The following is a 22,911-nucleotide window of genomic DNA, read 5'->3' as shown; positions in this document are numbered from 1 at the left end:
CAGTATGTTAAAGATTACTTTGTAGTTAAATAATGAATCGATTACAGAAAGGGTATCGTCGTTCAACATATGTTCGACAATCCCTTCTCTTTTTGTATACGATATTTGCTATACTAAACTGTGCTATAAGATGAGATGAAAGGAGGAGACCCATGAAAATACTCGTAGTTGATGATGAGTCGAGCATTCGCAATTTGATCCGGATGCAGCTGGAGATGGAAGGATATGAAGTATTGACGGCAGCTGATGGGAAAGAGGCCTTGAAAAGATGGGACGAAGAGCCGGATGTACTTATTTTAGATGTGATGCTTCCGGATACGGATGGGTATGAATTGCTTCGTTTGTTTCGGGAGAAGGACCGAGATATTCCGGTGTTGATGCTTACAGCGAAGAGTCAGATGAATGATAAATTGCTTGGTCTTCAGCTTGGGGCTGATGATTATGTGACGAAGCCATTCAATTATGCGGAGCTTATTCTTCGGGTGAAGAATATGGCGCGGCGCGTGACGAAGAGAGAAGTACCTCGGGGTCATGAGGTGATTCGAGCTGGTGAGTTAGTGATTTGTCCAAAGGAAAGAAAGGTGCATGTGAGCGGGCAGGAGATTCAGTTAACATACCGAGAGTTTAACTTGTGTCAGCTGTTTGTTTCGAATCCGCAGCGTGTGTTTATGAGAGATGAACTGCTGGAGAAGGTATGGGGCTTTGAGTACATCGGAAATACAAGAGCAGTTGATATTATGGTGCAGCGCCTTCGGAAGAAGCTTGGGGCAAGCGGTGAGCATATTAAGACGATCTATGGCGTTGGGTATAAGTTAGATTGTTAGGTGATAAGATGTCATTAAAACGAAATATGGTATTTGGTATTGCCGGATTGTTAATTCCGATTTTGTGTCTACTTTATACAGTGACGTATATTGCACTAGAGAAAAATATGTACCATAGTGCAGCGGACTCTTTGGAGAAGTTAAGTGTAGAGGCGCAAATTTACACGATGAATTACTTAGAGAAGGAAGCGGAAGTAGAGACTCTTGGACAGAGTTCAATGCTGATTGCTTCTTATTTAGGGAAGAGGATGGATGTCAGGGTACAGATGATTGGGAAGAATGGAGATGTTGTTGCGGATACGCAAAAAGGAGCGTTGCTTCATAAGAATATAGACATAGATCGGTCGTTACAGGGAAAGAAGGCCTACGTTTTTGAAAATGGTGATCCAGCACCATTGTTATTATTTTCGAGCCCTGTATACCGAGGGAATGAAGTGATTGGAGCAATTCGTTTTATTCATGAATTAAAAGATGAGAAAGAAGTCTTATTGAATGTGAGCTGGACGTTTCTTGTTACATCCCTTTGTTTAGTGGCTGGTGGTATTTTCTTTGCGATTCGTTTAGCAAAGTCTCTTCACAGGCCGATTGATCAGCTAAGACAAATGGCGAAGCGGCTCGCAAATGGGGATTATCAAAGTAAGATTGAGTTAAATGAGTATGTAGAAATTGCGCAGCTTTCGGCGTCCTTTAATGCGATGGCCGATGGGATTGAGCTGCATATCTCGCAGCTTAAGGAAGAGAAAGAGAAGCAGAAGGATTTCTTAGATAGGATTACACATGAGTTAAAAACACCGCTTACGGCGATTATCGGTTATGTAGATTTAATCCCGAAATTGCAATCGAAGCAAGATGTACAGGAAAGTCTTCATTATGTTTCTGTGGAAAGTCAGCGGTTATTATCACTTGTTGAGGAGTTACTACAATCTTCAAAGTACGGGACAAGTACGTTTGAAGTTTCACCAACAATTGTAAATATAAAGGAACTAGCAGAAGAAGCGATTTCGATTGTGAAACCTCGCTTGCAGCAATTTGAAATTGAAGTTGTAAATGAGTTAACAGAGGCACATGTTGTTGCGGATTTTGATAAGACGAAGCAGATTTTCTTGAATGTGTTCGATAATACGATTAAATATAGCGATGCCTCACAAGTACGTATGAATGTCGTTGTAAATGAGCATGAGGCAAAAGTTTTTATTTATGATGACGGAATTGGTATGGATGAAGGTATATTAGCTGAATGGAATCGTTCTCCAAAAGGGAAGGTACTCTCTTCTAGTTATGGGAATGGGTACGGTTTGTACATTTGCCAAGAGATTATGAATAAACAAGGCGGAAGCATGCGAATTGAGAGTAATGAAGAAGTGGGCACGATGGTGACGATCATATTTTTGTTACCGAGACGTTTGGAATATATAAAAAATTTGAAAGCGGTTGAATGATACATTTATGAAACAATTATGCGGTATTTTCGAAACAACGTTTTTTTATCTTGGAGGTAGGCAGAAATGAAAAGGCTATCATTTCAAATCCTTTTGTTTGTCTTTTGCACGATTGCTTCTCTTGTGTTGTTTTATTTTCTAGAGAAGCAGCTATATAACCGTGTTACAACTTTAGATGACAAACAAGCCGTTTTAGAAAGAGCGAATGAATCCCTTCCTACTGAAGTGAGAGTAAAGCATGAGAAGTGGGGAGAGCTAGTTGTAACGGATGAAGTTCGTCTACATGCGATTGTTTCATTTTTTGACCGGATTCGAATGGAACAGACAGAGGCAAAGATCCATGAACAAGTATTTACTGGAGAAGTAACGTACTTGAATGGACATAAGCGTACTTTTGCAGTAGGTGACTTGTTCCAGTATGAGGAAAACGTATATGGAAAGAATGGTACGGATCCAATGATTTCCGCATTCCAAACGTATTTGTTAAGCCTGTATTATACACCGGAGTCTATTGGCAACTTCTTTGCATCAGCAAAGGAAGTTATCGTGCGGCAAGGTGATATAGTGCGTTCTACTGATCTTACGCGATTACTTGATTCGATTCGGCAAGCAAAGCAAATTACAGACTACGGAGAAATTCAGCAGCTACTGCAAGCGCAGAAGGATCCGATCGCTTATATGACTGCTTATCAAAACGGGAAGCAGGTAAAGAATGAACGCGAGGATGTTCTGACGATTTCTGTATATCCTTCTTACTTTGTTGTGCAATATCTTGGTGATAATAACGGGAACGTGATGTATATGAAAGGCTCCCTAGCAGATCTATTTGTAAAGGAGAATGTTTCATGAGAAAGATAGCCTTTTTCTTTTTTTTGCTAGTAATAGGAGGAGCGATGTCTAGTTGCTCTCGAGATACACCATCTATTAAATATGATAAAAATGGTCTTCCGATTTTGAAGGATCGCCATCTTGTTGCGTATGTAGCGGCTCGTGAAGAAGTTGGTGAAGCGCTGCTTTCATCATTTTGTAAACCGCGCGGATGTACGTATGAATTTATTCGTCTTTCTACAGAAGAGATTTTAAGGAGAGTAGAAGCGGAAGCTGGAAATCCGAAGGCGGATATTATTATTGGTGGTACACTAGATGCACATCAAACAATGAAGCAGAAAAATCTATCTATTCCTGTTACAAGTCAGCATACGAATAGTCTTTCTAAAGCCGTTAAAGATAAGGATGGCTTTTGGTATGGCTATGAAGTCGAGCAGCTTGCCATTGCGATTAATAAAGAGCGATGGAATGAGGAAATAGCGCCGCTAGGACTTTCATATCCAACGGAGTGGAAGGATTTATTACATCCAGCATATGCCGGAAAGATTGTTATGCCTGATCCGAATGTTTCAGGAACAGCTTACACGTTGTTCCAATCACTTATTGATACATTTGGTGAAGAAGAGGCGAAGAGGTATGTAAAGAGCCTTGCCAAGCAAGTTGCAGAGATAACGGTGAATGGCTATATGCCTGCTGAGTATGTGGCAAGCGGTGAATATATGATTGGTATTAACTTCATGGGAGACCAACGGATGCTTCAAAAACAAGGCTTTCCGATTTTGAGTAAAGTGCCTGAGCAAACAGGGTTATCTGTCAATGCGATTTCGAAACTGAAACATGCGCCGAGTGGTATTATAGCGGATTTATTTATTGATTATTGTTTATCAGAAGAAGCGGGGCATATTTTGGAAAAAGTTTCGTTTGGCGTACCAACAATGCTTGCGAAGAATCAGAAAGAAATAGAAGGCCAGCCTGTTAGAAGAACGAATAAAAATGTATCAGATAGTGGAGTAATCGAGATATGGAATAGACAACGTCTCTCTCAAAAGTGAGAAAAGGAGAAGAGATGATATGTTTAAATGGCTTAAGCCAGCGCCAATAATAGAGCGCTTACCAGCAGATATGATTGATAAAGTATACAAACTTTTGCGTATTCGCGTGTTGCTGGGAATTTCGGTTGGGTATGCAGCGTATTATTTAGTTCGTAGTAACTTTACGTTATCTAGTACGTACTTAATGAAAGAATATGGTTTTAGTGCAACGGAATATGGTTTATTAGGTTCCGTTACGGCGATTGTGTATGGACTAAGTAAGTTCTTTATGGGAAATTTATCAGATAAAGCGCATGCGCAGCGTTTTATTGCGGTTGGTTTATTCATATCGGCAATTATAAATATTTGTCTTGGTTTTGCATCTTCATTTGGCATGATATTAACATTGTTAGTTTTCAACTATATTTTCCAAGGTATGGGGGCTCCGCCTTGTAGTACCGTAATGGCAAAGTGGTTCTCGAAGAAAGAGCGTGGAACTAAAACAGGACTTTGGAATATTTCACATAATGTTGGTGCGATGCTTGTAGCACCACTTGTTGGAATTGGTATTGGTATTTTCGGTGAAAGTCATTGGCAAGCCGGCGTGTTTATCTTCCCGGCGATCATTGCAATGATCATTTCAGTTTTTGTTTGGGTGAATGCGAAGGATACACCAGAATCTTCTGGTCTTCCACCAATTGATGAATATCGCAATGATTATGAAGATCTTGAGAAGGCAGACAATGCCAACAAAATGTCACCAAAAGAAATTTTGATGAAATATGTAGTGAAAAATAAATTTGTTTGGTATTTATGTATTGCGAACGCATTTGTATATTTAATTCGTTTCGGCGTTATTAACTGGGTACCGATTTACTTAACAACGGTTAAAGGATTTACAAAAACAGAAGCGCATGCAGCGTATTCAATTTTTGAAGCAATGGCAATTCCAAGTTCATTAATCGTAGGTTTGTTAAGTGATAAGTTATTTAAAGGGAAACGTATGCCATTATGTATTATTAGTATGGTTGGCGTTGTTATCGGAACGGTAGTATACTGGCAAGCATCAAATATACTTGTTGTGAGTGCTGCAGTTTCGATTATTGGTTGCTTAATTTACGTACCACAATTTTTAATTGGTTTAAGTGCAATGGAATTAGTACCGAAATTTGCAATAGGCACAACAGTTGGTATGTGCGGCTTGTTCGGTTATTTAGGAGGAAGCCTTGTTGCAAACGCAGCGATCGGTGTTATCGTTGATCGCTCTGGTTGGGACGGCTGTTTCATTCTATTATTAGCAGGTGGTATTTTATCTACTGTATTCTTATTTATCGTTCAATTTGGTCATGAGAGAAAAGAGTCTAAGAAGCAAATTGCTTAATGATTTCGGAGAGGAGAATCTATCAATTGGTAGGTTCTCTTTTTTAATCAAACGTTTGTTTAAAGTATATCCCCTCGAATTTTGATAAGTTGTTGTTATGCAGAATAAAAAATGAGCTGCACTCGTTGAGGATACTGAAAAAGTCCATAAAAAAATCAAAAAGAGGATACCTCCCTATTGTATATAGGGGATTATCTTCTTTTTGGTTTCTGTATATTTATAAAAGTTCTGTTACTTACTCAGAGTAGGTGCTTTTTTAGTAGCCTCGCACTTGCTTTCTCCTTTTGTTTAAAATCCTGGATGTGGTAGGAAAAGGCTCTGACCGCTTCTATGCACGGCCAGATGCTCTCGTCCACCTAAAAAAATGTATCATTGTTTGATAGGTTTCTTGCGTTTTATAAAAAAGGAAAAGCACCTCAACTTCCAACGAGGTGCTTTCGTAATGATGCTTCTTTTCTATTATTTACACACGTACAGCTGTACCGCTTACGGCAACCATTAACATTCCGTCACGAACAACCTCGTAGTCTACATCAATACCAACAATTGCATTTGCACCTTTTTGCTTCGCAAGAGTTTTCATTTCTTCCATTGCAATATCACGTGCTTCTTTCAATTTACCTTCATATGCACCAGAACGGCCGCCGACAACGTCACGAACAGAAGCGAATATATCACGTACGATATTTGCACCCATAATTGCTTCACCGTTTACAATATCAATATACTCAATAATTTCTTTTCCTTGAATAACAGTAGTTGTTGTTAAAATCATTAGCGACACTCTCCTATAACTTCTAAAGATTTAATGTTACTTCTTATATTGCTATTATCACATTGAAATAGGAAATGAACTATCGAATAACCTTACATAAAGATGACAGTTCTGTAAGATTCCATAAGTGAAAAAATGAACGTAAATTAGTATCGAAAAGTTTATTTTTAACATAAAAAGCTAATTCCATTACACAGGAATTGGCTAGGTAGTTCGTTCTCTCGTTAATCTTTTTTCATTCCTTAAAACTTGCTTAAAAGATAAGATGTCATATTTCTAAACATAGGTATTTTTGTTACAATATAAGCGATGGTGTAAAACTTTGTAAAAAGAGCGTAATAACACAAGGTTATGTCGCGCTTTTCTGAAAGTTTTATATGAGTACATAATTATCATATCAAGATATAAAAAAGGAGAGAGAATATGTTACCAAATACGGTTCGTACTCCAAACAAAAAGAAGAAATGGATTATTATTGGGGTTATTGCATTAATTGTTGTCGTTGCAGCTATTAATATTTTTGTGATGCAAGGGAAGAAGAAGGGTGAAGCAAAGGCAGATGCTGTTAGCTTCGAAAAAGTAACAGAGCGTAAACTGAATAATACGAAATTGATTTCAGGTCAGGTGAAACCTGGGAATATTGAAAGCTTCTACGCAGATCCAACAAAAGGAAAAGTGAAGGATATTGCGGTGAAAGAAGGGCAAGAAGTAGAAAAGGGAACAAAATTATTCTCTTATGATAATGAAGAAATCAATTTACAAATAAAGCAAGCTGAGCTGGATCAAAAAATGGCTGCTATGCGTTATGATCAAGGGAAAAAGAAAATAGACTCATTGAAGAAAGATATTAAGAAAGCGAAAGATAGCGGTGCTGGAAAAGAAGTAACAGACCCAATGGAAGCGCAAGTAAGTGAGCTAGAAATCGGGCAAAAAACAACAGACCTTGAGAAAGAAAAAGGTCAACTACAAGCAGAAGAGTTAAAGAAAAAACAAAAAGAACTTACGATTTATAGTAACTTTGCAGGTGTCGTACAAAAGTTAGATAAAGATGCAGCACAAAGTTCATCACAAGCAATGGGCGGACAAGGAAAATCATTTTTACAAATTGCTTCTAAAGACCCATTCCAAATTCAAGGAACGTTAACTGAACTTCAAAAATCACAAATTCAAAAGGATCAAACATTTACTGTAACTGCAAAAGCAAATAGTAAGAAGAAATGGACAGGTAAGATTACAGAAATAAGTGAATTCCCAACAAGTGCAGAGATGGCTCAAGCTGCTGGTGCAGGTGATGGAACACAAAGTATGTCACAGTATACATATAAAGCAAGTCTAGATGGGCAAGAAGGTTTATCTCCAGGCTATCATGTATCACTGCAAGTAAATTTAGAAAACAAGAGTATGATTGCTGTTCCTAGCAAGAGCATTGTAGAAAAAGGAGATGACACATTTGTTTATGTGGAAGACAAAGGAAAGCTTCGTAAACAAAATGTGAAAAAAGGTTCTAATGATGGAGACTGGACAGAAGTTCTTGAAGGCGTAACAGTGGGGCAAAAGGTGGTTAAAAATCCTTCCGACAACGTGTATGACGGAATGGAAGTGAAAGAAAGATGATTACGTTAAATAACATTTATAAAACATATTATCAAGGAAAACTCGCGGTACCAATTTTACATGGTATTAGCTTAACGATTCAAAATGGTGAGTTTGTTTCAATTATGGGACCGTCTGGTTCTGGTAAATCAACGCTTATGAATATTATTGGTTGTTTAGATCGTCCAACAGAAGGCGAATATATGTTGAATGACGTGAATATCTTAACAGCAGATGAAGCAAAGCTTGCCCTTATTCGTAATGAATATATCGGTTTTGTGTTTCAGCACTTTAATCTATTACCGCGTCTTTCAGCAGTGGAAAACGTCGAGCTTCCGCTCATATACGGTGGTGTAAAGAAAGCAGAACGTCGTCAAAGAGCTCTGGAAGCACTTGGGAAGGTTGGATTGTCGGACAGAGTGCATCACTTGCCAAGCGAGTTATCAGGTGGACAGAAGCAGCGTGTGGCGATCGCGCGTTCCATTGCGAATGATCCAACCTTTATTATGGCCGATGAACCAACTGGTGCCCTTGATACAAAGTCAGGGGAACAAGTTATGGATATTTTTACAAAGTTAAATGCAGAAGGTACGACGATTGTCATGGTTACGCATGAAGAGGAAGTCGCAGCTTACTCTTCGCGCCGAATCGTACTAAGGGACGGGAAAATTACAGAAGATAGAAGGTGTGTGGTATGAGTTTACTAGATAGTATGAAGATTGCCCTATCTTCTATTTTAGCTCATAAACTGCGCTCAGCACTTACGATGCTTGGGATTATTATTGGTGTAGGTTCTATTATTACTGTTGTTGCGATTGGGCAAGGCGGAGAAGCGATGTTAAAGTCGCAAATTGCTGGCTCTGGTAATAATGTGATGCCAATTCACTTTGCTGCGGATATGAATGATCCATACGGAATGGGAGTGAGTGAAAGACCGAAATTAACGGAAGAAGACATCTTTGAAGTGAAAAAAATTCCGGAAATTTCTCATGTCATTACAACAAATAATACGATGGAACCACTCGATATTAATGATAAAAAAGAGATGGTTAATGTTATAGGGTTAGATAGTGAATATTTTGCAGTGAATAAAACGAAAGTAGTAAAAGGTCGCACACTAAATGAAGCGGATATTTCTCAAGGAAATAACGTGGTCATGATCAGTACGAGTATGGAAGATAAGGTGTTTAAGAAAGAAAATCCCGTTGGTAAAGTTATTGAAATGAAAGGCCAACCGATGCAAATTATCGGCGTGTACAAGTCGGATAATGAGTTTATGGGAATGGGTCCTTCAGAAGCATTAATTCCAATTACATTATGGCCAACATTATATGGAAAAGATGAAATTCAAAGCATTTCTGTTCAATCAAAAAATGTAGATAATCTAGAAATCGCAGGTAAAAAGGCTGTTGAGGTTTTAAATAGCCGCAAACCAAGCGATGCTTCTGGTAAGTATGAAATGGTGAATTTAAAAGAATTCCAAGAAGGTGTTTCGAAAGTAACAAACATTATGACAATGATCATCGGCGGTATCGCTGGTATTTCCTTAGTCGTTGGTGGTATTGGCGTTATGAACATTATGCTTGTATCCGTAACAGAGCGTACACGCGAAATTGGGGTACGTAAAGCACTTGGGGCAACGCGCAGTAAAATCTTACTGCAATTCTTAATTGAGGCTGTTATGTTAACGCTTCTTGGCGGATTAATTGGAATTGGTCTTGGTTACGGGGGTGCATATATAGTTTCCACATTTGCGAAATGGCCACCGCTCGTTTCATGGGAAGTTGTTGTTGGCGGCGTGTTATTCTCCATGACGCTCGGCATTATCTTTGGATTAATTCCAGCAAACAAAGCAGCGAAATTAGATCCAATTGAAGCACTTCGTTATGAATAGATTGCTAGTGTAGTAGAGGAATGATTTCTCTACTACACATACATCAATTAAAAAACCGATATAAACCCCCTCTTTTTAGGTGGGAGAGAGCATCTGACCATGCATAGAAGCGGTCAGGGCCTTTTTCTGCCACATGCGAAGTAAAAATAGAAAGAGCAAACGAGTGTAGGTTACTTTTTATTCTGCATAGCAGGGATTTAGATGTCGGAAAATTAAAATAGAATTATATACACATACATATCGTTCTGGCGGGCGGTTCACCGCCTCTAGTAAAGAGGAAGTGAACCGCCCGTTAGAACGGGTTACAAAAATAAAAGGAGGCGTTAGAATGGAAGCGAATGTTAACACGCAAGATGTGAGCGGGAAAAAGCCATCATTATTAGGAATGATTACATCACCTGGAGTACAGTTTGAGAGAATGAAGACGAAGAGCCCTGTTTGGGGAGCGTTTTTCCTTTTCATTATTATGGTGTCAGTTGTTAGTGCAATTGGCATGTATCAAGCGATGAATAATCCAGAAGTATTGAAAAATGTGCAAGATCCAGAAGCTGCTAAAATGATGGGGTATTTTGGGATTGGCACAGGAATAATCGTAGGATCATTTGGGACAGCATTTTGGTTCTTTGTTGCAGCAGGGATTTATAAAATAATTATGATGTTTATGGGTAACGATACGCCATATATGAAGCTATTATCACTTTACTTATACACGTATACAATTTCGGTTTTAGGTGTAATTGTGAATTTCATTTTAAGAATGATACTTGGTGGAGATCTCCAAACCTCCTATACAAGTTTAGCTACTCTATTTGAGCCAGGTACATATATCCATGGCGCAGCTTCAGCGTTTGAAGTTTTCAATATTTGGGGATTAATTGTAATGGGTTTAGGTTTACAAATTGTAGCGGGATTAAGCAAAAAACAAGCAACAACACTAATTGTAATCTTCTTTATCCTTTCTGTTGGATTTGGTAGTTTAAGTGGTCTTACACCTAGTTTTGGTAAGTAATATATGAAAAGCGGCTCTTGATAAGAGCCGCTTTTTTATTTTTGTCCTTATTTAAAATAATGCGCTTAGAATTTTAAATTCTCCCTAGTGAAATTTCAAATTCCCTATATAGAATTTGAAATAACCCACCATGAAATTCTACGTTTCTTCTTATATTGTAAAGGTACCGCGGAATAACAAAGAGGTATACCTTTTAGAAACAGGTATGATATGAAGCCGGTCACTTTTACAGAAGCAGTTACTTTGTATGAAAAGATGATTAAGAACCAAATGAAAAGGCTTTGTCTGTATAAAGATTATGAAGAGTTTTATCAATGCGGTTTAATTGGGCTTTGGGTTGCATATGAAAGGTACGAGGCAGAGAAAGGGAGTTTTTCAGCATATGCTCTTGTAATGGTACGCGGGTATTTGTTAGAGAAGTTAAAGAAAGAAAATCGATTTCAAAAGCGGTATATATGTTTTGATCAAGAAATGTTGCAGCTTGTATGCGGAGTAGAAGTGTCGTCAGAAGTGCGAGATTATATGAGTTTGTTAGACGAGAGGGAGAGATATATTATTTCGGAGCGTTTTTACGGGGGGAAGAAAATTCATGAAATTGGGGAAGAAATGGGGATGACGTATTATCAAGTGAGATGGATATATCGGCAGGCGTTAAAGAAGATGCGGTCTGAGATCTAGTAAACATAAAGTGGAGACAAGTAATACCTTGTCTCCACTTTATTATTTCTATTAGAAATTGTTATGAAAATCATCGAGCATCATTTGAGCCAAAATATTACCGGCTTTTCTCCATTGCTGTATCATTTGATAATAGCTAATAGGTAAAGTTTCGATATCTCCATTACGAAAATATAGTATGGCTCGCTTTTTATTATCTTTTTTAATGTGTTTAATACTTTTATAGAATATCCAGATGCAATCCCAAGCAGCAGGAGATTTTGTCGGAATGGCACAAATGAAGCGACGATGATTAATAGGGATAGGCGTGTTTTGGCATAAATTCCATTTTTCAATAATTGCTTTGCGTCTTCCTTCGTATGTGGAATAATTGTGTGAGATAATCGATTCTTTTATTAATTCTAATGGTGTTTTTGGTGAGTAGAGAAATCCGTTAGTGGTATAAATTTGAGCGCGAAAAAAAGGATCTTTATAAGGCCGTAGCATTATTATAGCATCAGAAATGGTGTGAAGACTAACTGGGTAAGGCAACTGAACAGCCTCCTTTAAAAGTATTAGTTTACATATTTTAGTATATAGATAAAATATAAAAATAATTTTAAAATTCTGTAAATATTTGTAAAGTTTCCGTTGGTTTAAGGATATTTTATCAGAAAATGGGCAAGAGACCCCCACTTCAAAATCCGAAGGAGATAAGTGGCGGGAGTTTTCATGGATGGTAGGTTTTCTAATTTGCACCGTTTGTACATATATATGAAAATAGAAACAGTTAGGCGGTGATGGAATATGAAGTGGAAATATATTATTTTGGCACTTGTTGTCCTTCTGTTTGTTTATTTAGCAAACAGCAACCCGAGTAAAGGGGAATATACAGAGTGGGCAGCAAAGCAATTTATGAATCACAATGATATTAGTAAAAAGTTAACGGAAGTTGAAAAAGAAGATCCAGATGGATTTGTTGGGGAGCTTGCGAAAATTGGTAATAAGTTAGGGAAAAAGTATGTACAGCCGCAAGTAGGGTTGTTAATTGATCATTATACAAAGCGTAATGATTATATTTTCTTCTCGACGTATACAACGGAATTTACAATGGGAAAAGAAAATTATAAATATGTTTCAGTCGGATTCTCTCGTATTTTCATTCCAATTGAAATGCCGAAGAAGAAAGACGAAGCTGCAAAGTGAGGCAGCTTCGTCTTCTTTTATTAAGGAGCAATATTTACTTCTGATACTGTCTTTTCAATAAGGCGTGCTCCCTTTTTACGAGTGTTTTCATCAATTGATAGGAAAATGGAAGAGGAAAGAATCGTGTCCATCACTTGGGTAATTGTTTGTTCATTTACAGGTGTTGTCGGATTGTCGATAGAGAAAATAACAGTTTTTCCATCCTCTTTTGCGAAAATCAATTCGAGTACTTGCATGTTTTATGACCTCCTTTGTATTAAAAATTTTACAGGTTAGAAAGATCGGCTGTGCTCACAAGCTGTACAGCATGGAGCTTTAATTCTTGTAATGAAGAAAGTGCACGCGCTACTTCGTGTACCTTTCCTAAATCAGCATTTGGTTTTACTCGTTTAAACTGTTTGTTTTTGAAAACTGTTTTCCCGTTTTTGTCTAGGCCATCGTTTAATACAAGGCGTAAAGTCAAATCCGTTACAATCGTTTCAACTGCCATCTTTTTCACCCCCTTTTCGTCATATATATAGGGAACAACGGTAATATTTTGGCGTGAATTTTTTTCTTTTTTTTGGTACGCTTAGAAGAATAAGAGAGGAGCCTCAAAAAATGAATCGTAAATGGTTATTTTGGATTCCCGTTTTATTATGGATGGGGATTATTTTTTATTCTTCAGCACAGCCATATAAGAAGCAGGATATGCGATCAAATATCGAGCAGCACGTGAATGTGGAATTTGTGAAAGAACATTTTTCGTGGGTATCCATTGATTATGGCGGAGGCACACCAGTTAGTATTGCAAATAAAGGTGTTGGTGGTTTTATCGAGTTCTTCATTCGTAAGGGAACGCATTTTATGGTGTTCTTTATGCTTGGTTCATTGATATACTACGCCTTATATCGATCGGGTTATTCGAGAAAGCGTTCCTTTATATTTGCATTGCTTTTCGTAGCGGGCTATGCAACATTCGATGAAATTCATCAATGGTTTACAGGTGATCGTACACCGATGTGGCAAGATTCATTATTAGATACGTGCGGTGGATTGACGGGAATTATAATCAGCAATTGGTTTTGGCATAGAAAAAGGAGCTAATCCATTAGGAATAGCTCCTTCTTCATATATCAATCGTTCGATAATATACGATATTACACTATATAAATCCATTTTAATTTTTCGACATCTACATCCCTGCTATGCAGAATAAAAAGTAACCTACACTCGTTTGCTCTTTCTGTTCTTACTACGCATGTGGCAGAAAAGTGCTCTGACCGCTTCTATGCATGGCCAGATGCTTTCTCTCACCTATAAAAAGAGGGGATTTATGCCGTTTTTTAATTGATGTATATATAGATTTTAAACACCAAGTAGTTCTTTTAATTCGTCTGTTGATAGTTCTGTCATCCAACTGTCGCTTGTGATAACAGCGTTGTTTAGTGATTGTTTGCGTTCTAACATTTCATCGATTTTTTCCTCAAGTGTTCCAGTTGTAATGAGCTTATGAACGTGGACAAATCGTTTTTGACCGATGCGATAAGCACGGTCTGTCGCTTGGTTTTCTACAGCTGGGTTCCACCAGCGGTCATAGTGAATGACATGGTTTGCTGCAGTTAAGTTTAACCCCGTACCGCCAGCTTTTAAGGATAGAATAAAAATATCATATGTTCCATTTTGGAACTGTTCGATCATCTGATCACGATCTTTCTTCGGTACGCTACCGTTTAGGAAGAGGACGCGCTGACCAAATGTTTCTTCTAATATCTTTTGTAGCATATTGCCCATTTCGATATACTGTGTGAAGATTAAGCAACTTTCGTTTTGATCTTTTATATTTTCAATCAAATCCATCAGTGTTTGCGTCTTCATAGAACGCTGCACAATATCTTGCGGTGCCTTTTCTTTTAAATAAAGCGCGGGATGATTACAAATTTGTTTTAATTTATTTAACATGAGTAAAATAAAACCGCGTCGCTCAATCCCGCTTAGCCCCTCAATGTTTTGCAAGGTATCCTGCACGAGCTGTTCATATAGTGATGCTTGTTCACCAGTTAGCGGACAGTATTCTTTTTGTTCTTGTTTGTCCGGCAAGTTTAATGCGACCGTTTGATCTTGTTTTGTGCGGCGCAGTAAGAATGGTGAAATGAACCGCTGCACTTGCTGGATTTTCGCTTCATTACGATCTTTTTCAATCGGTGTTACGAAGCGGCGCTGAAACTGCCCTAAACTTCCGAGATATCCGTGATTTAGGAAGTCGAAAATAGACCATAGCTCTGCAAGACGGTTTTCCATCGGTGTACCGGTTAAAGCAATCTTATGATTGGCCTGTAAATTTCGAACGGCCTTTGATTGTTTTGTATGCGGGTTCTTAATATTTTGCGCCTCATCTAAAATAATAGAATCCCAGCATAGTGTGCTCAGTTCCACTTCATCAAGCTGTGCTAACGCATAAGAAGTTAATATAACATCTGCATCTTGAAGAAATTCTTTAAAAGAGTCTCCCTTGGAACGATTGCTTCCATAATGTAACTGTACGCGCAAGTTAGGTGCAAAACGTTCAAATTCCTTTTGCCAGTTCCCAAGTACAGATGTTGGTGCCACGATTAAAGCTGGGCCTGTTTGGAGACTATTTTCTTTTATATATAACAAGTAAGTAATCGTTTGAATACTTTTTCCAAGACCCATATCATCCGCTAACAATGCCCCAAATCCAAGCTTTCGTAAATATAATAACCACTCTACACCGCGCTCTTGGTAAGGGCGAAGTGTCGCCTGTAAGGAAGATGGTAGTTCTACTTTTGGAATGTCTCCGATATGGAGTAGCTTTTGGAAGAGCCCTTCGTAATAGCCATCTAACTCAATTTCAATGTCGGTAAATGGATTATCTTCTTCGATGATTTCTGTTTCTGCTGAGTTTGATAAATGCTGCTGCAGAACATCTTTCATTTCAAGGCCATACTTATCTGCGCGTTTCATTAGTTTTTTTACTTCTTCAATAAAAGCAGGATCAAGTCTCATCCATTGACCATTTAAGTTGAAGAGTCGCTTGTTTTGTTCAACAAGTTCAAAAAACTCGCTTTCTGACAAATCAATTCCATTTGTGGAAACACGCCAGTCGAAATTGACGAGAGTGTTCATGCCAAAGAAAGACTGCGTTTGATTTGTGTTTTGCTTTAATTGGACGCGTAATTTCGGTTTTGTTGCTTTTAAATTTTGCCACCAAGATGGTAGTAAAATGGTAACGCCAGCTGCTAGTAGCTCATTGCTTGCTTCTGTTAAGAAGTTCCAAGCTTCTGTTTCATAGAGCTCTTCCCTGAAATGGTCATCTTCTTTAAGCCATGGAACTAGTCTGCTGAACCCTTCCTGTGTTTCTGTAATACGTTCTTCATAATCATGCCATCTCTTTGGTAGTGAATCGATGCCATTATATACATATATTCGGTGTGCACCACGCTTTGGCGTAATAATTGTTTCCAGTTTCCACATTTCAAATTCATCTTGCGGCTCTTGGAGACGAAGACCGATTGTGAAGGGAAGATCATCCTCAATGTAACCAATCTTTCGGAGCCAATCTTCTTCATGCATCGCTGTCTCAAGTTGTCTTTTTGTAAAGTCATAGTGTTCATATAGTCGTTTTGCATCCTCCCAGCCATCATTAGAGCGAGCGTCTTGAAGAATACTTTCATTAATTGCCTGAGAGAAGAGCGATGCTAGCGTATCATCTTCAATTGAAACATGATTAACTTTCCATGACGGATGATTTGACCAGCGTTTCATATCAGGTATAAAGCTTCCAGTTACAAAGGCATCCCATAGTTCTTTTGCATCTGGCGTAAGGGCAGTAATCGGTCCATTTATTTGCATTTCAGCAAAGGAATTCATTGGCTTATTTGCGATATACTCGAACGCTTGGACGTTTGTTAACATAATGCCGCTTCGTTCTTCATGTGTAACTTCCTTCAAGAAGGTACCATAGAAGGAAGTGGAGTGCCATGTGAAGGCGTTTTGTTTCCAAGCTGCTACAGGTAGGAGGATACCGGCTTCATCTTCTCCCCAAAGGAACCAACCTTGACTGACATGCTGGAGCCTAATTGTTACTTCAGTTTGTATGATCATCGATTAATTTTCCTTTCCGTAATTCTTCCTGTAGTGCACGTAAGCGTGAATGTAAATTTGCGATTTGGATGATGAAAACATCCCATTCATCTGTTCGTTTCAAGCGCTTATAGAGCATACGTAATTTCTTTAAGTAGCGGACGGCACGGCGGTATGATTTACGATTCCGTTCTTCAATCGCTTGCACTGCTGCAAGATGATAGAGAGGAAGGGCTGCTTCTGGTGCTTCCTTTTCAACTTCTTTCAGTGGCTCTTTTAACAATTCAATTGTCTGGGGCCCGTGTAAGAGATGAAGCTCTGTCCATGTATGATATTGTTTCTTTGCTAGTGCATATTGTTCGTAATTTGTGAAGCTGTACGGTAATAGTTCTTGTAAAATCATTTCAAGTCCCGCTTGTTCATTTGTATGTGTCGCATATGTTTCATACATCATGATAAATAAACGAACGATATCTTTTACAAAAATCGTATCGGTCTGATCACGAATTGTTTTCTTCACTTGTTTATATGTGAAAGAAAGCCAATTTTTAGTACGGTCCCACTGTGTGGTGCTCAGCAATTCTTCTAACCAGTCAAAATAAAGGCTAACAACTGAAGCTGGTTGCTTTTCAAGTATTTCCATAGCGGCTTTATCGTTTTGCTGTAAAAAGAGTAGATGAGAAGAAGCAAGTGCTTTTGAAAGAGGGTGCATCTTTGCATCAATTCGTTTTTGCTCTTCCTGTATCCAGGATTTTTCTGTTAAGAGTTCTCCCCATATATGCCGGTAAATAAAGAATCTCTCCTGTGTATAGGAATCGGCTGAGAAGAAAATGGTGTGCACGAGGCGAGCTGTTTCTTGTAAAATGGGCTCACATTCAGCGGGAATAGGTTCCGATTTAAAGTCACGTACAAGCGATTCTACTTTATCAACAAATAGGCGAACGACATTAATTGGTTGATGATAAGAGTAGGTTTTATTTGCTTCAAAATCCCCGATTTCTTCTAATAATTTTTGAAAACAATAAAGTGCACCGTGTAATTTAAATAGTTCATGTATCGTAATGATGCGCGGTGCTTTCCGTTCCAATTTCATATAAAAGTCTGTAAAGATACTCATAAGAAAATACATTTGTTTATATGTGAGCCGTGCTTGTTCTTTTTTAAATGATTCGTATTCAGACTCAAAGTATGTCTGCCAGCTTTTATAATCCGTGTCTTCAAATGCGGACGATTGTAATACTTGTCGCGCCGTTCGAATCGGAGGGAGCGTTGGCTTTGTTTTATTTTTAAACAAGGTTAATACATCTCCCACTTGCCCAAAACTAGAAGCGGCAGATAGTAAAACAGCGAGCATGTGCTCACATTGCGTTGGCGCGAAGCAATCGCAATAGCTTTCTGGGATATTACGAATCGGTATATGAACGCTATACACGTTTCCTTCAGCATCTACGGTACCTGATAACGTATAACCATCAAAGTCAACATTGTAGACAACGCCGCTGCGATACAAATGACGAGCAGTCGCAACGTGTTCTTGATCGGCTGCTTGATGCGGGTCCAGTCCTTGAACAAATTCATTCGCAATCATCATAATTTCATCTTTCGTAATTGAATGTTGCAGCATAGTTTTCCTCCGTACAAAAGAATTCTTTCCTCTACCATTATAAACAAAAAGCTGCGAAAACAGAAAAAATGAATTCGCTCGTACAAAAAAAGGAAAATATGGTAACATATACTTGGGAAAATATATGATTTTTTATTGAGGAGGAGATTGAATTTGTCAGATTTGCAGACGAAACTAGGTAGTGGTATGAATAAGCTGCAAGAAGGAATTGAACAAGGAAAGGTGAAGCTGCAAGTTGCACAAGAGATTGCACAATTGAAGAAGGAAATACAAGTACAGCTCCAGAGGAAGACAGAGGTTTTATTAGATCTTGGTCAAAAGGTGTATGTTCAACTTCGAGATACTGGAGTAAGGGAAGAATCATTAAAGCCATTAGTTGCTCCAATCCAAGCATTCGATGTTACGATTTATCAGGCAAGAAAGCGAATTATTGAACTGCAAAAGCAACAGGGGGAGAAAGTGACGTGTGAATGTGGTGGTTCTCTATCAATCAGTGATAAGTTTTGCGGGGCATGCGGGAAGCCAAATCCAATGTTAGCAGTAGAGAGAAGTGAGGAAAAAGTTGCATGTGCATCATGTAATGAGCGCATTGCAAAAACATCTATCTTCTGTCCAGTTTGTGGCATTAAGCAAGGTGGGGAGTGAGCAAGATGTATTGTCGCATGTGTGGGAATCAACATGGAGAAGAAGTGAACTACTGTCCTAACGAAGGAAGTATGGCAATGGTGATTACAGATAGTGTAGTCCTGGAACAAGATAATTCTAGGTATTGCTGCGGTTGTGGGAACGAAAATGCCCACCAAAATTTGTACTGTCAAAAGTGCGGTCATTCTTTATTTACGGTGAAGAAAAAAGAACATATCGTAAAGTTACCTAGTATGGAAAAAAGCACTAAAGTTGAATTAGGATTACATAAGGGCGGTTTAAGAACGGGTCTAATTGGCGGAGCTATTGCGAGTGTTCTTATGTTACTTGCGGGATGGATTGGAAGTTTTGTATTTGCAACAATGACACAGGAATTTCTTCATAAGTTTGCTCGTGAACTAGATATGCTATCAGGTTTTTATAATGGAGCAACAGCAACGCTATTAAACTACCATTTACTTGGATTTTCAGCCGGAGATACAGATGGAATAATTCTTTCTTTATATTGGCATACTCCATTTTTACTATTATTATTAATTCCATTTATTATTTTAGGCGGAACAGGTATATGGATTGGAAAGAAGCGAGTTGCTCATACAATTGGTGAACAAGTGACAATGGCAGCTACAGTCGGTATTGCTTATGGTGTATTTTTATTTATTGTTAGCTTCATTGCATCTAAATCAATTGTTATTCCAGGAATGGATGCTGTAACGGTAGGAGTTGGGTACTCTTCCTTTAAAAGTTTGGTAAGTGGATTTATATGTGGAACGATTTTTAGTTTATTAGGAATGATTGCTCATACAAGCCAAAACAATATGGCAGAAGCATTCCGTGAGTTACTTCCATATGGAGCATCACTTTATTACGGAGTAGCAGCAGTGGTAAAAGGCTTTTTGCTAACAGCTGTTATTTTATGTGTAATGGCTCTCTTTATGAAAGAGGATAGTGTGAAACCATTGAAAGAATTAGCATCTACAACGTCACAGCGTGTGATGTTAACACTGCAGCTGACGCCACAAGTATGGAATATGGCTCATCTTGCACCAGTAGAAGTAACAAGCCCTGCTTTTGAAAAAGGTTTTTCACGTAAGAGTAAAAAGGAAAAAGATAACGAAATGCAGTTCTCATTCGTATCTGGTATGTCTTTTAATGGAACAGGGTTAAAGGAGCTTGCAATTGCTGAAGGGGCAGGACCAGAAGAACTTGCAGGAATAGAAGATGTAAATAGTAGATTCCATTATGGATTGTTACTGCTTATTATTCCGTTCTTCTTTATGTTTAGAGCAGGACAAAAATTAGCGAGAATATCAGCAGCTAATATATATGTAACGCTTGCTGTATGTAGTAGTGCTTATACAGTTATGATGCTCTTAATAAATATTCTTTCCAAGTTTCAAATTGATGTTTCAGGGAAATTGACAAGTATGTTTGGAATGAGTGGAACGATGCTATCTATGCAGGGCAACTGGATCTATTTAATACTCGGTAGTTTTATTCTGACATATGTAGCTGCTTTTGCTGGAATGAAATTGGCAAGAAAGTAGGAGGGAATCGTTGTGAAGTTTTGTGGAACGTGTAAAAAACAAGTCGCAGATCACTTGAACTTCTGTTCGGAATGCGGAAGTAAAGTAGAAGTGATTGAAGAAAATGTGGCTGCTTCGAGAGCGGATGTATATCAGGAAGTACAGCCAAAGAAGAGTAAGAAAAATATTGTGATCTTAATTGTAGTTGCATTGTTTGTTGCTGCATTGTTTGGCGCATATAAATTCGGGGCATATAAATTTTCGAAAGAAAAGCAAATCAATACATTAATTGAGGCTTTCAATAAAAAAGATATAAATACAATTGCTTCTTTTGTAAAATCGGATGACCCGGGTTTAAAAATAACAACAGAAGATATTAAATCCTATTTACGTTATTTAAAAGATAATCCTTCTTACAATAAAAATTTATTATCTTACTTACAAAAGCAAACGGTAGATCAAAAGCTTGTAGATAAAGAGAGTTTTGTGGATGGACAAATTGTAGAAGATGGGAAAGAATGGCTCTTATATCCGAAATATAAGTTTAGCATTAAGTCGTATTTCATGAACGTCAGCACAACTGCAAAAACTGCAGAAGTATATGTAAATGATAAAAAAGCAACTGATATTTCTAGCGAAAAATCGTCTAAAGAAATCGGACCTTATTTCCCTGGTACGTATGTTGTAAAAGCAAAGGCAAAAGCAGAGCTTACTGAACTGGAAACGGAAAAGGAAGTTGAGCTAGCTGGAGAAAAAGATGGGAAAGTGGATGTGAAATTACCACTTGAAGGAAACTATGTTACAATCTCTTCTGACGAAAATAGCGCTAGTGTCTTTGTAAATGACAAAAAGCGTGGAAAGTTAGCTTACGGAAGTTATAAATTAGGCCCTGTGCCGGCAGATGAAACAGTAGAGGTACATTTGGAAAAACAAACGGATTTTGGAGTCGTGAAATCTGAAAGTGTAAAAATTGGAGAGCAAAGCTCCTATTATTTAAAATTCCCAAAACAAACATCTGATGCTGCGATTGGTGAATTTGTTCGTACTCACATTTATAACAACGTGCGTGCTATTTCTTTAAATGACTTTAGCTTAATTGAAAATGACTATGATAAGAGCGGGAAATCATATACAGAAGACCGCGATTATCTGCAATATTTAAAGAAAAAGGGAATTACTGAGGATTTATTAAAATTCGAAGTGCGCAATGTTGAACGCCAAAATTCTACGAAATATAAAGTAACGACGTATGAAGAATATAATATTCGCTATGGTGATGGATCTGTGAAGTTCAAAAGCTTCAGCAATGAACATATTGTTACAGTAAGTGCGGATGGGAAAATATTGTATCATTCAATCGCTGCGAATAATACGCTGAAATCAGAAGAAATATCTGGTCCAACGCATTAAAATGTGAAAAGACTATCTCTTTACAAAGAGGTAGTCTTTTTTGATATATCGATGCCTCTATAAAATACGACAAGCTTGTACATATGGATCTTGTAGAATTCTTTCTACTAACGGGAGCATTGCTTCTTGAAATGGTATATCAATCGGAAATGGTTTTTGTGATCCAGGTTTGATGCCGTATTGTACAATTTTATAATGAATTTTTTCATGATGTTTGAGTACGATTAATTTATAGCGATTATCGTCTTGCTCAAGTGAAAAATCAATGGCAGTGGCATCGTATGTAACGTCGTCTTTATATATATACGGCTTCGGTGTGCCGATCCAGTCTATTTTTGCGCGTACGTTCATTGTACAACCTCCTTATTTGTCATTATATATATCCATTTTGATTTTTCAACATATAAGTCGCGGCTATGAAGAACAAAAGGTGACCTGCACTCGCTTTCTCTCCTTGTTTTCATTTGGCATGGGGTAGTGACTGCTTCTATGCATGGTCGGATGCTCTCTCCTGCCTAAAAAGAAAGGGTTTATATATATCCATTTTGATTTTCCAACATATAAGTCGCTGCTATGAAGAACAAAAAGTGACCTGCGCTCATTCTCTCTCTTTGTTTTAACTTGGCGTGGGGCAGGAAGAGGATCTGACTGCTTCTATGCATGGCTGGATGCTCTTTCCCACCTAAAAAGAAAGGGTTTATGTTGGTTCTTCAATTTGTATTTATATATATAAAATTAAAAGCCAGCTCTCAAATCATAAGAGAGCTGGCTTCCTATTTAGCAGTTATTGATTATTTTAAAATTTTCACTTTAACAGATTTACGTCCCCATTTGTCAGCAGCTGAATCTGAGCCAACTAGAACATCGATACGGTTACCTTTAATTGCACCACCAGTATCACCAGCGATTGCTTCTCCGTAACCTTCTACCCATATTTTTGATCCAAGTGGAATCACTTTCGGGTCAACAGCAACCATCTTCATGTT

Annotated in this window: 23 protein-coding genes; 15 read left to right on the top strand and 8 right to left on the bottom strand. The window is 38.0% G+C overall.

Annotated elements, in window-relative coordinates:
- The first annotated feature begins 152 nt into the window (after positions 1 to 152).
- From ACIQ7L_RS12230 to pgtP, 5 genes are all read left to right on the top strand, one after another.
- Positions 153 to 824 carry a response regulator transcription factor gene (locus ACIQ7L_RS12230; protein WP_400569427.1) on the top strand — a complete coding sequence of 224 codons (672 nt, stop codon included), beginning with the start codon at positions 153 to 155 and terminating at the stop codon, positions 822 to 824.
- An 8-nt stretch (positions 825 to 832) separates the two neighbouring features.
- Positions 833 to 2,263, top strand: coding sequence for a sensor histidine kinase (locus ACIQ7L_RS12225; RefSeq protein WP_400569425.1), 1,431 nt, complete (start codon positions 833 to 835; stop codon positions 2,261 to 2,263).
- A gap of 66 nt (positions 2,264 to 2,329) precedes the next feature.
- Entirely contained in the window at positions 2,330 to 3,112 is a 783-nt protein-coding gene (locus ACIQ7L_RS12220; RefSeq protein WP_400569423.1) for a DUF3919 family protein, read from the top strand.
- Entirely contained in the window at positions 3,109 to 4,143 is a 1,035-nt protein-coding gene (locus ACIQ7L_RS12215; protein ID WP_400569421.1) for an ABC transporter substrate-binding protein, read from the top strand. The genes ACIQ7L_RS12220 and ACIQ7L_RS12215 overlap by 4 nt, the downstream gene beginning before the upstream one ends.
- Positions 4,144 to 4,162: 19 nt before the next feature.
- Positions 4,163 to 5,503, top strand: a complete 1,341-nt coding sequence (pgtP, locus tag ACIQ7L_RS12210; protein ID WP_400569419.1) for an MFS transporter — start codon at positions 4,163 to 4,165, stop codon at positions 5,501 to 5,503.
- Positions 5,504 to 5,966: 463 nt separating this feature from the next.
- Here the strand turns inward: pgtP and ACIQ7L_RS12205 are convergent, their stop codons facing one another.
- Positions 5,967 to 6,278 carry a heavy metal-binding domain-containing protein gene (locus ACIQ7L_RS12205; RefSeq protein ID WP_097899204.1) on the bottom strand — a complete coding sequence of 104 codons (312 nt, stop codon included), beginning with the start codon at positions 6,276 to 6,278 and terminating at the stop codon, positions 5,967 to 5,969.
- A gap of 423 nt (positions 6,279 to 6,701) precedes the next feature.
- Here ACIQ7L_RS12205 and ACIQ7L_RS12200 point away from each other — a divergent pair, with 423 nt between their 5' ends.
- The 5 genes from ACIQ7L_RS12200 to ACIQ7L_RS12180 all read left to right on the top strand — a co-directional run bounded on the left by ACIQ7L_RS12200 (position 6,702) and on the right by ACIQ7L_RS12180 (position 11,452).
- Positions 6,702 to 7,892 (top strand): efflux RND transporter periplasmic adaptor subunit, encoded by a 1,191-nt coding sequence (locus tag ACIQ7L_RS12200; RefSeq protein WP_400569417.1) that lies wholly within the window; start codon positions 6,702 to 6,704, stop codon positions 7,890 to 7,892.
- Positions 7,889 to 8,569, top strand: a complete 681-nt coding sequence (locus ACIQ7L_RS12195) for an ABC transporter ATP-binding protein (protein WP_097899200.1) — start codon at positions 7,889 to 7,891, stop codon at positions 8,567 to 8,569. The genes ACIQ7L_RS12200 and ACIQ7L_RS12195 overlap by 4 nt, the downstream gene beginning before the upstream one ends.
- Positions 8,566 to 9,765: an ABC transporter permease gene (locus tag ACIQ7L_RS12190; protein WP_400569415.1), complete on the top strand. Its 1,200-nt coding sequence runs from the start codon at positions 8,566 to 8,568 to the stop codon at positions 9,763 to 9,765. The genes ACIQ7L_RS12195 and ACIQ7L_RS12190 overlap by 4 nt, the downstream gene beginning before the upstream one ends.
- Positions 9,766 to 10,093: 328 nt before the next feature.
- On the top strand, positions 10,094 to 10,774 hold the full coding sequence (gene yknW, locus ACIQ7L_RS12185) for a YknW family membrane protein (RefSeq protein ID WP_400569414.1): 681 nt from the start codon (positions 10,094 to 10,096) through the stop codon (positions 10,772 to 10,774).
- 210 nt (positions 10,775 to 10,984) lie between these two features.
- On the top strand, positions 10,985 to 11,452 hold the full coding sequence (locus tag ACIQ7L_RS12180) for a sigma-70 family RNA polymerase sigma factor (protein WP_400569413.1): 468 nt from the start codon (positions 10,985 to 10,987) through the stop codon (positions 11,450 to 11,452).
- 51 nt (positions 11,453 to 11,503) lie between these two features.
- Here ACIQ7L_RS12180 and ACIQ7L_RS12175 read toward each other — a convergent pair whose 3' ends face one another.
- A complete protein-coding gene (locus ACIQ7L_RS12175) occupies positions 11,504 to 11,983 on the bottom strand; it encodes a competence protein ComK (RefSeq protein WP_400569411.1) in 480 nt (159 codons plus the stop codon).
- Positions 11,984 to 12,238: 255 nt separating this feature from the next.
- On the opposite strand from ACIQ7L_RS12175, the gene ACIQ7L_RS12170 reads away from it, so the two are divergent.
- A complete protein-coding gene (locus ACIQ7L_RS12170) occupies positions 12,239 to 12,637 on the top strand; it encodes a DUF4359 domain-containing protein (RefSeq protein WP_400569409.1) in 399 nt (132 codons plus the stop codon).
- A 20-nt stretch (positions 12,638 to 12,657) separates the two neighbouring features.
- Here ACIQ7L_RS12170 and ACIQ7L_RS12165 read toward each other — a convergent pair whose 3' ends face one another.
- Positions 12,658 to 12,873 carry a DUF2922 domain-containing protein gene (locus tag ACIQ7L_RS12165; RefSeq protein ID WP_400569407.1) on the bottom strand — a complete coding sequence of 72 codons (216 nt, stop codon included), beginning with the start codon at positions 12,871 to 12,873 and terminating at the stop codon, positions 12,658 to 12,660.
- Positions 12,874 to 12,902: 29 nt separating this feature from the next.
- On the bottom strand, positions 12,903 to 13,127 hold the full coding sequence (locus ACIQ7L_RS12160; RefSeq protein WP_097899370.1) for a DUF1659 domain-containing protein: 225 nt from the start codon (positions 13,125 to 13,127) through the stop codon (positions 12,903 to 12,905).
- A 110-nt stretch (positions 13,128 to 13,237) separates the two neighbouring features.
- On the opposite strand from ACIQ7L_RS12160, the gene ACIQ7L_RS12155 reads away from it, so the two are divergent.
- Positions 13,238 to 13,723, top strand: coding sequence for a VanZ family protein (locus ACIQ7L_RS12155; RefSeq protein ID WP_400569405.1), 486 nt, complete (start codon positions 13,238 to 13,240; stop codon positions 13,721 to 13,723).
- Positions 13,724 to 13,984: 261 nt separating this feature from the next.
- On the opposite strand, the gene ACIQ7L_RS12150 is transcribed toward ACIQ7L_RS12155, so the two are convergent.
- The gene (locus ACIQ7L_RS12150; protein WP_400569404.1) at positions 13,985 to 16,741 is read right to left on the bottom strand and encodes a DEAD/DEAH box helicase; all 2,757 of its coding nucleotides are present in this window, start codon (positions 16,739 to 16,741) and stop codon (positions 13,985 to 13,987) included.
- On the bottom strand, positions 16,725 to 18,344 hold the full coding sequence (locus ACIQ7L_RS12145) for an SWIM zinc finger family protein (protein WP_400569403.1): 1,620 nt from the start codon (positions 18,342 to 18,344) through the stop codon (positions 16,725 to 16,727). Before ACIQ7L_RS12145 ends, ACIQ7L_RS12150 begins: the two co-directional genes overlap by 17 nt.
- A 153-nt stretch (positions 18,345 to 18,497) precedes the next feature.
- Between ACIQ7L_RS12145 and ACIQ7L_RS12140 the strand changes: the two genes are divergently transcribed.
- The 3 genes from ACIQ7L_RS12140 to ACIQ7L_RS12130 are packed head-to-tail and all read left to right on the top strand — an operon-like array spanning position 18,498 to position 21,925.
- Positions 18,498 to 18,989: a zinc ribbon domain-containing protein gene (locus ACIQ7L_RS12140; protein ID WP_400569401.1), complete on the top strand. Its 492-nt coding sequence runs from the start codon at positions 18,498 to 18,500 to the stop codon at positions 18,987 to 18,989.
- 5 nt (positions 18,990 to 18,994) lie between these two features.
- Positions 18,995 to 20,536, top strand: a complete 1,542-nt coding sequence (locus tag ACIQ7L_RS12135; protein WP_400569399.1) for a zinc ribbon domain-containing protein — start codon at positions 18,995 to 18,997, stop codon at positions 20,534 to 20,536.
- A 12-nt stretch (positions 20,537 to 20,548) separates the two neighbouring features.
- Positions 20,549 to 21,925 carry a zinc ribbon domain-containing protein gene (locus tag ACIQ7L_RS12130; RefSeq protein WP_400569397.1) on the top strand — a complete coding sequence of 459 codons (1,377 nt, stop codon included), beginning with the start codon at positions 20,549 to 20,551 and terminating at the stop codon, positions 21,923 to 21,925.
- A gap of 57 nt (positions 21,926 to 21,982) precedes the next feature.
- On the opposite strand, the gene ACIQ7L_RS12125 is transcribed toward ACIQ7L_RS12130, so the two are convergent.
- The gene (locus ACIQ7L_RS12125; RefSeq protein ID WP_400569396.1) at positions 21,983 to 22,276 is read right to left on the bottom strand and encodes a DUF3910 family protein; all 294 of its coding nucleotides are present in this window, start codon (positions 22,274 to 22,276) and stop codon (positions 21,983 to 21,985) included.
- A 440-nt stretch (positions 22,277 to 22,716) separates the two neighbouring features.
- Positions 22,717 to 22,911 (bottom strand): 3D domain-containing protein (locus ACIQ7L_RS12120; RefSeq protein WP_400569394.1); only part of this gene is annotated, 195 nt, incomplete at its 5' end.

Source organism: Bacillus sp. NPDC094106, assembly GCF_044764345.1.
Classification (GTDB): Bacteria; Bacillota; Bacilli; order Bacillales; family Bacillaceae_G; genus Bacillus_A.
This window is presented reverse-complemented; position numbering and strand designations above follow the sequence as displayed.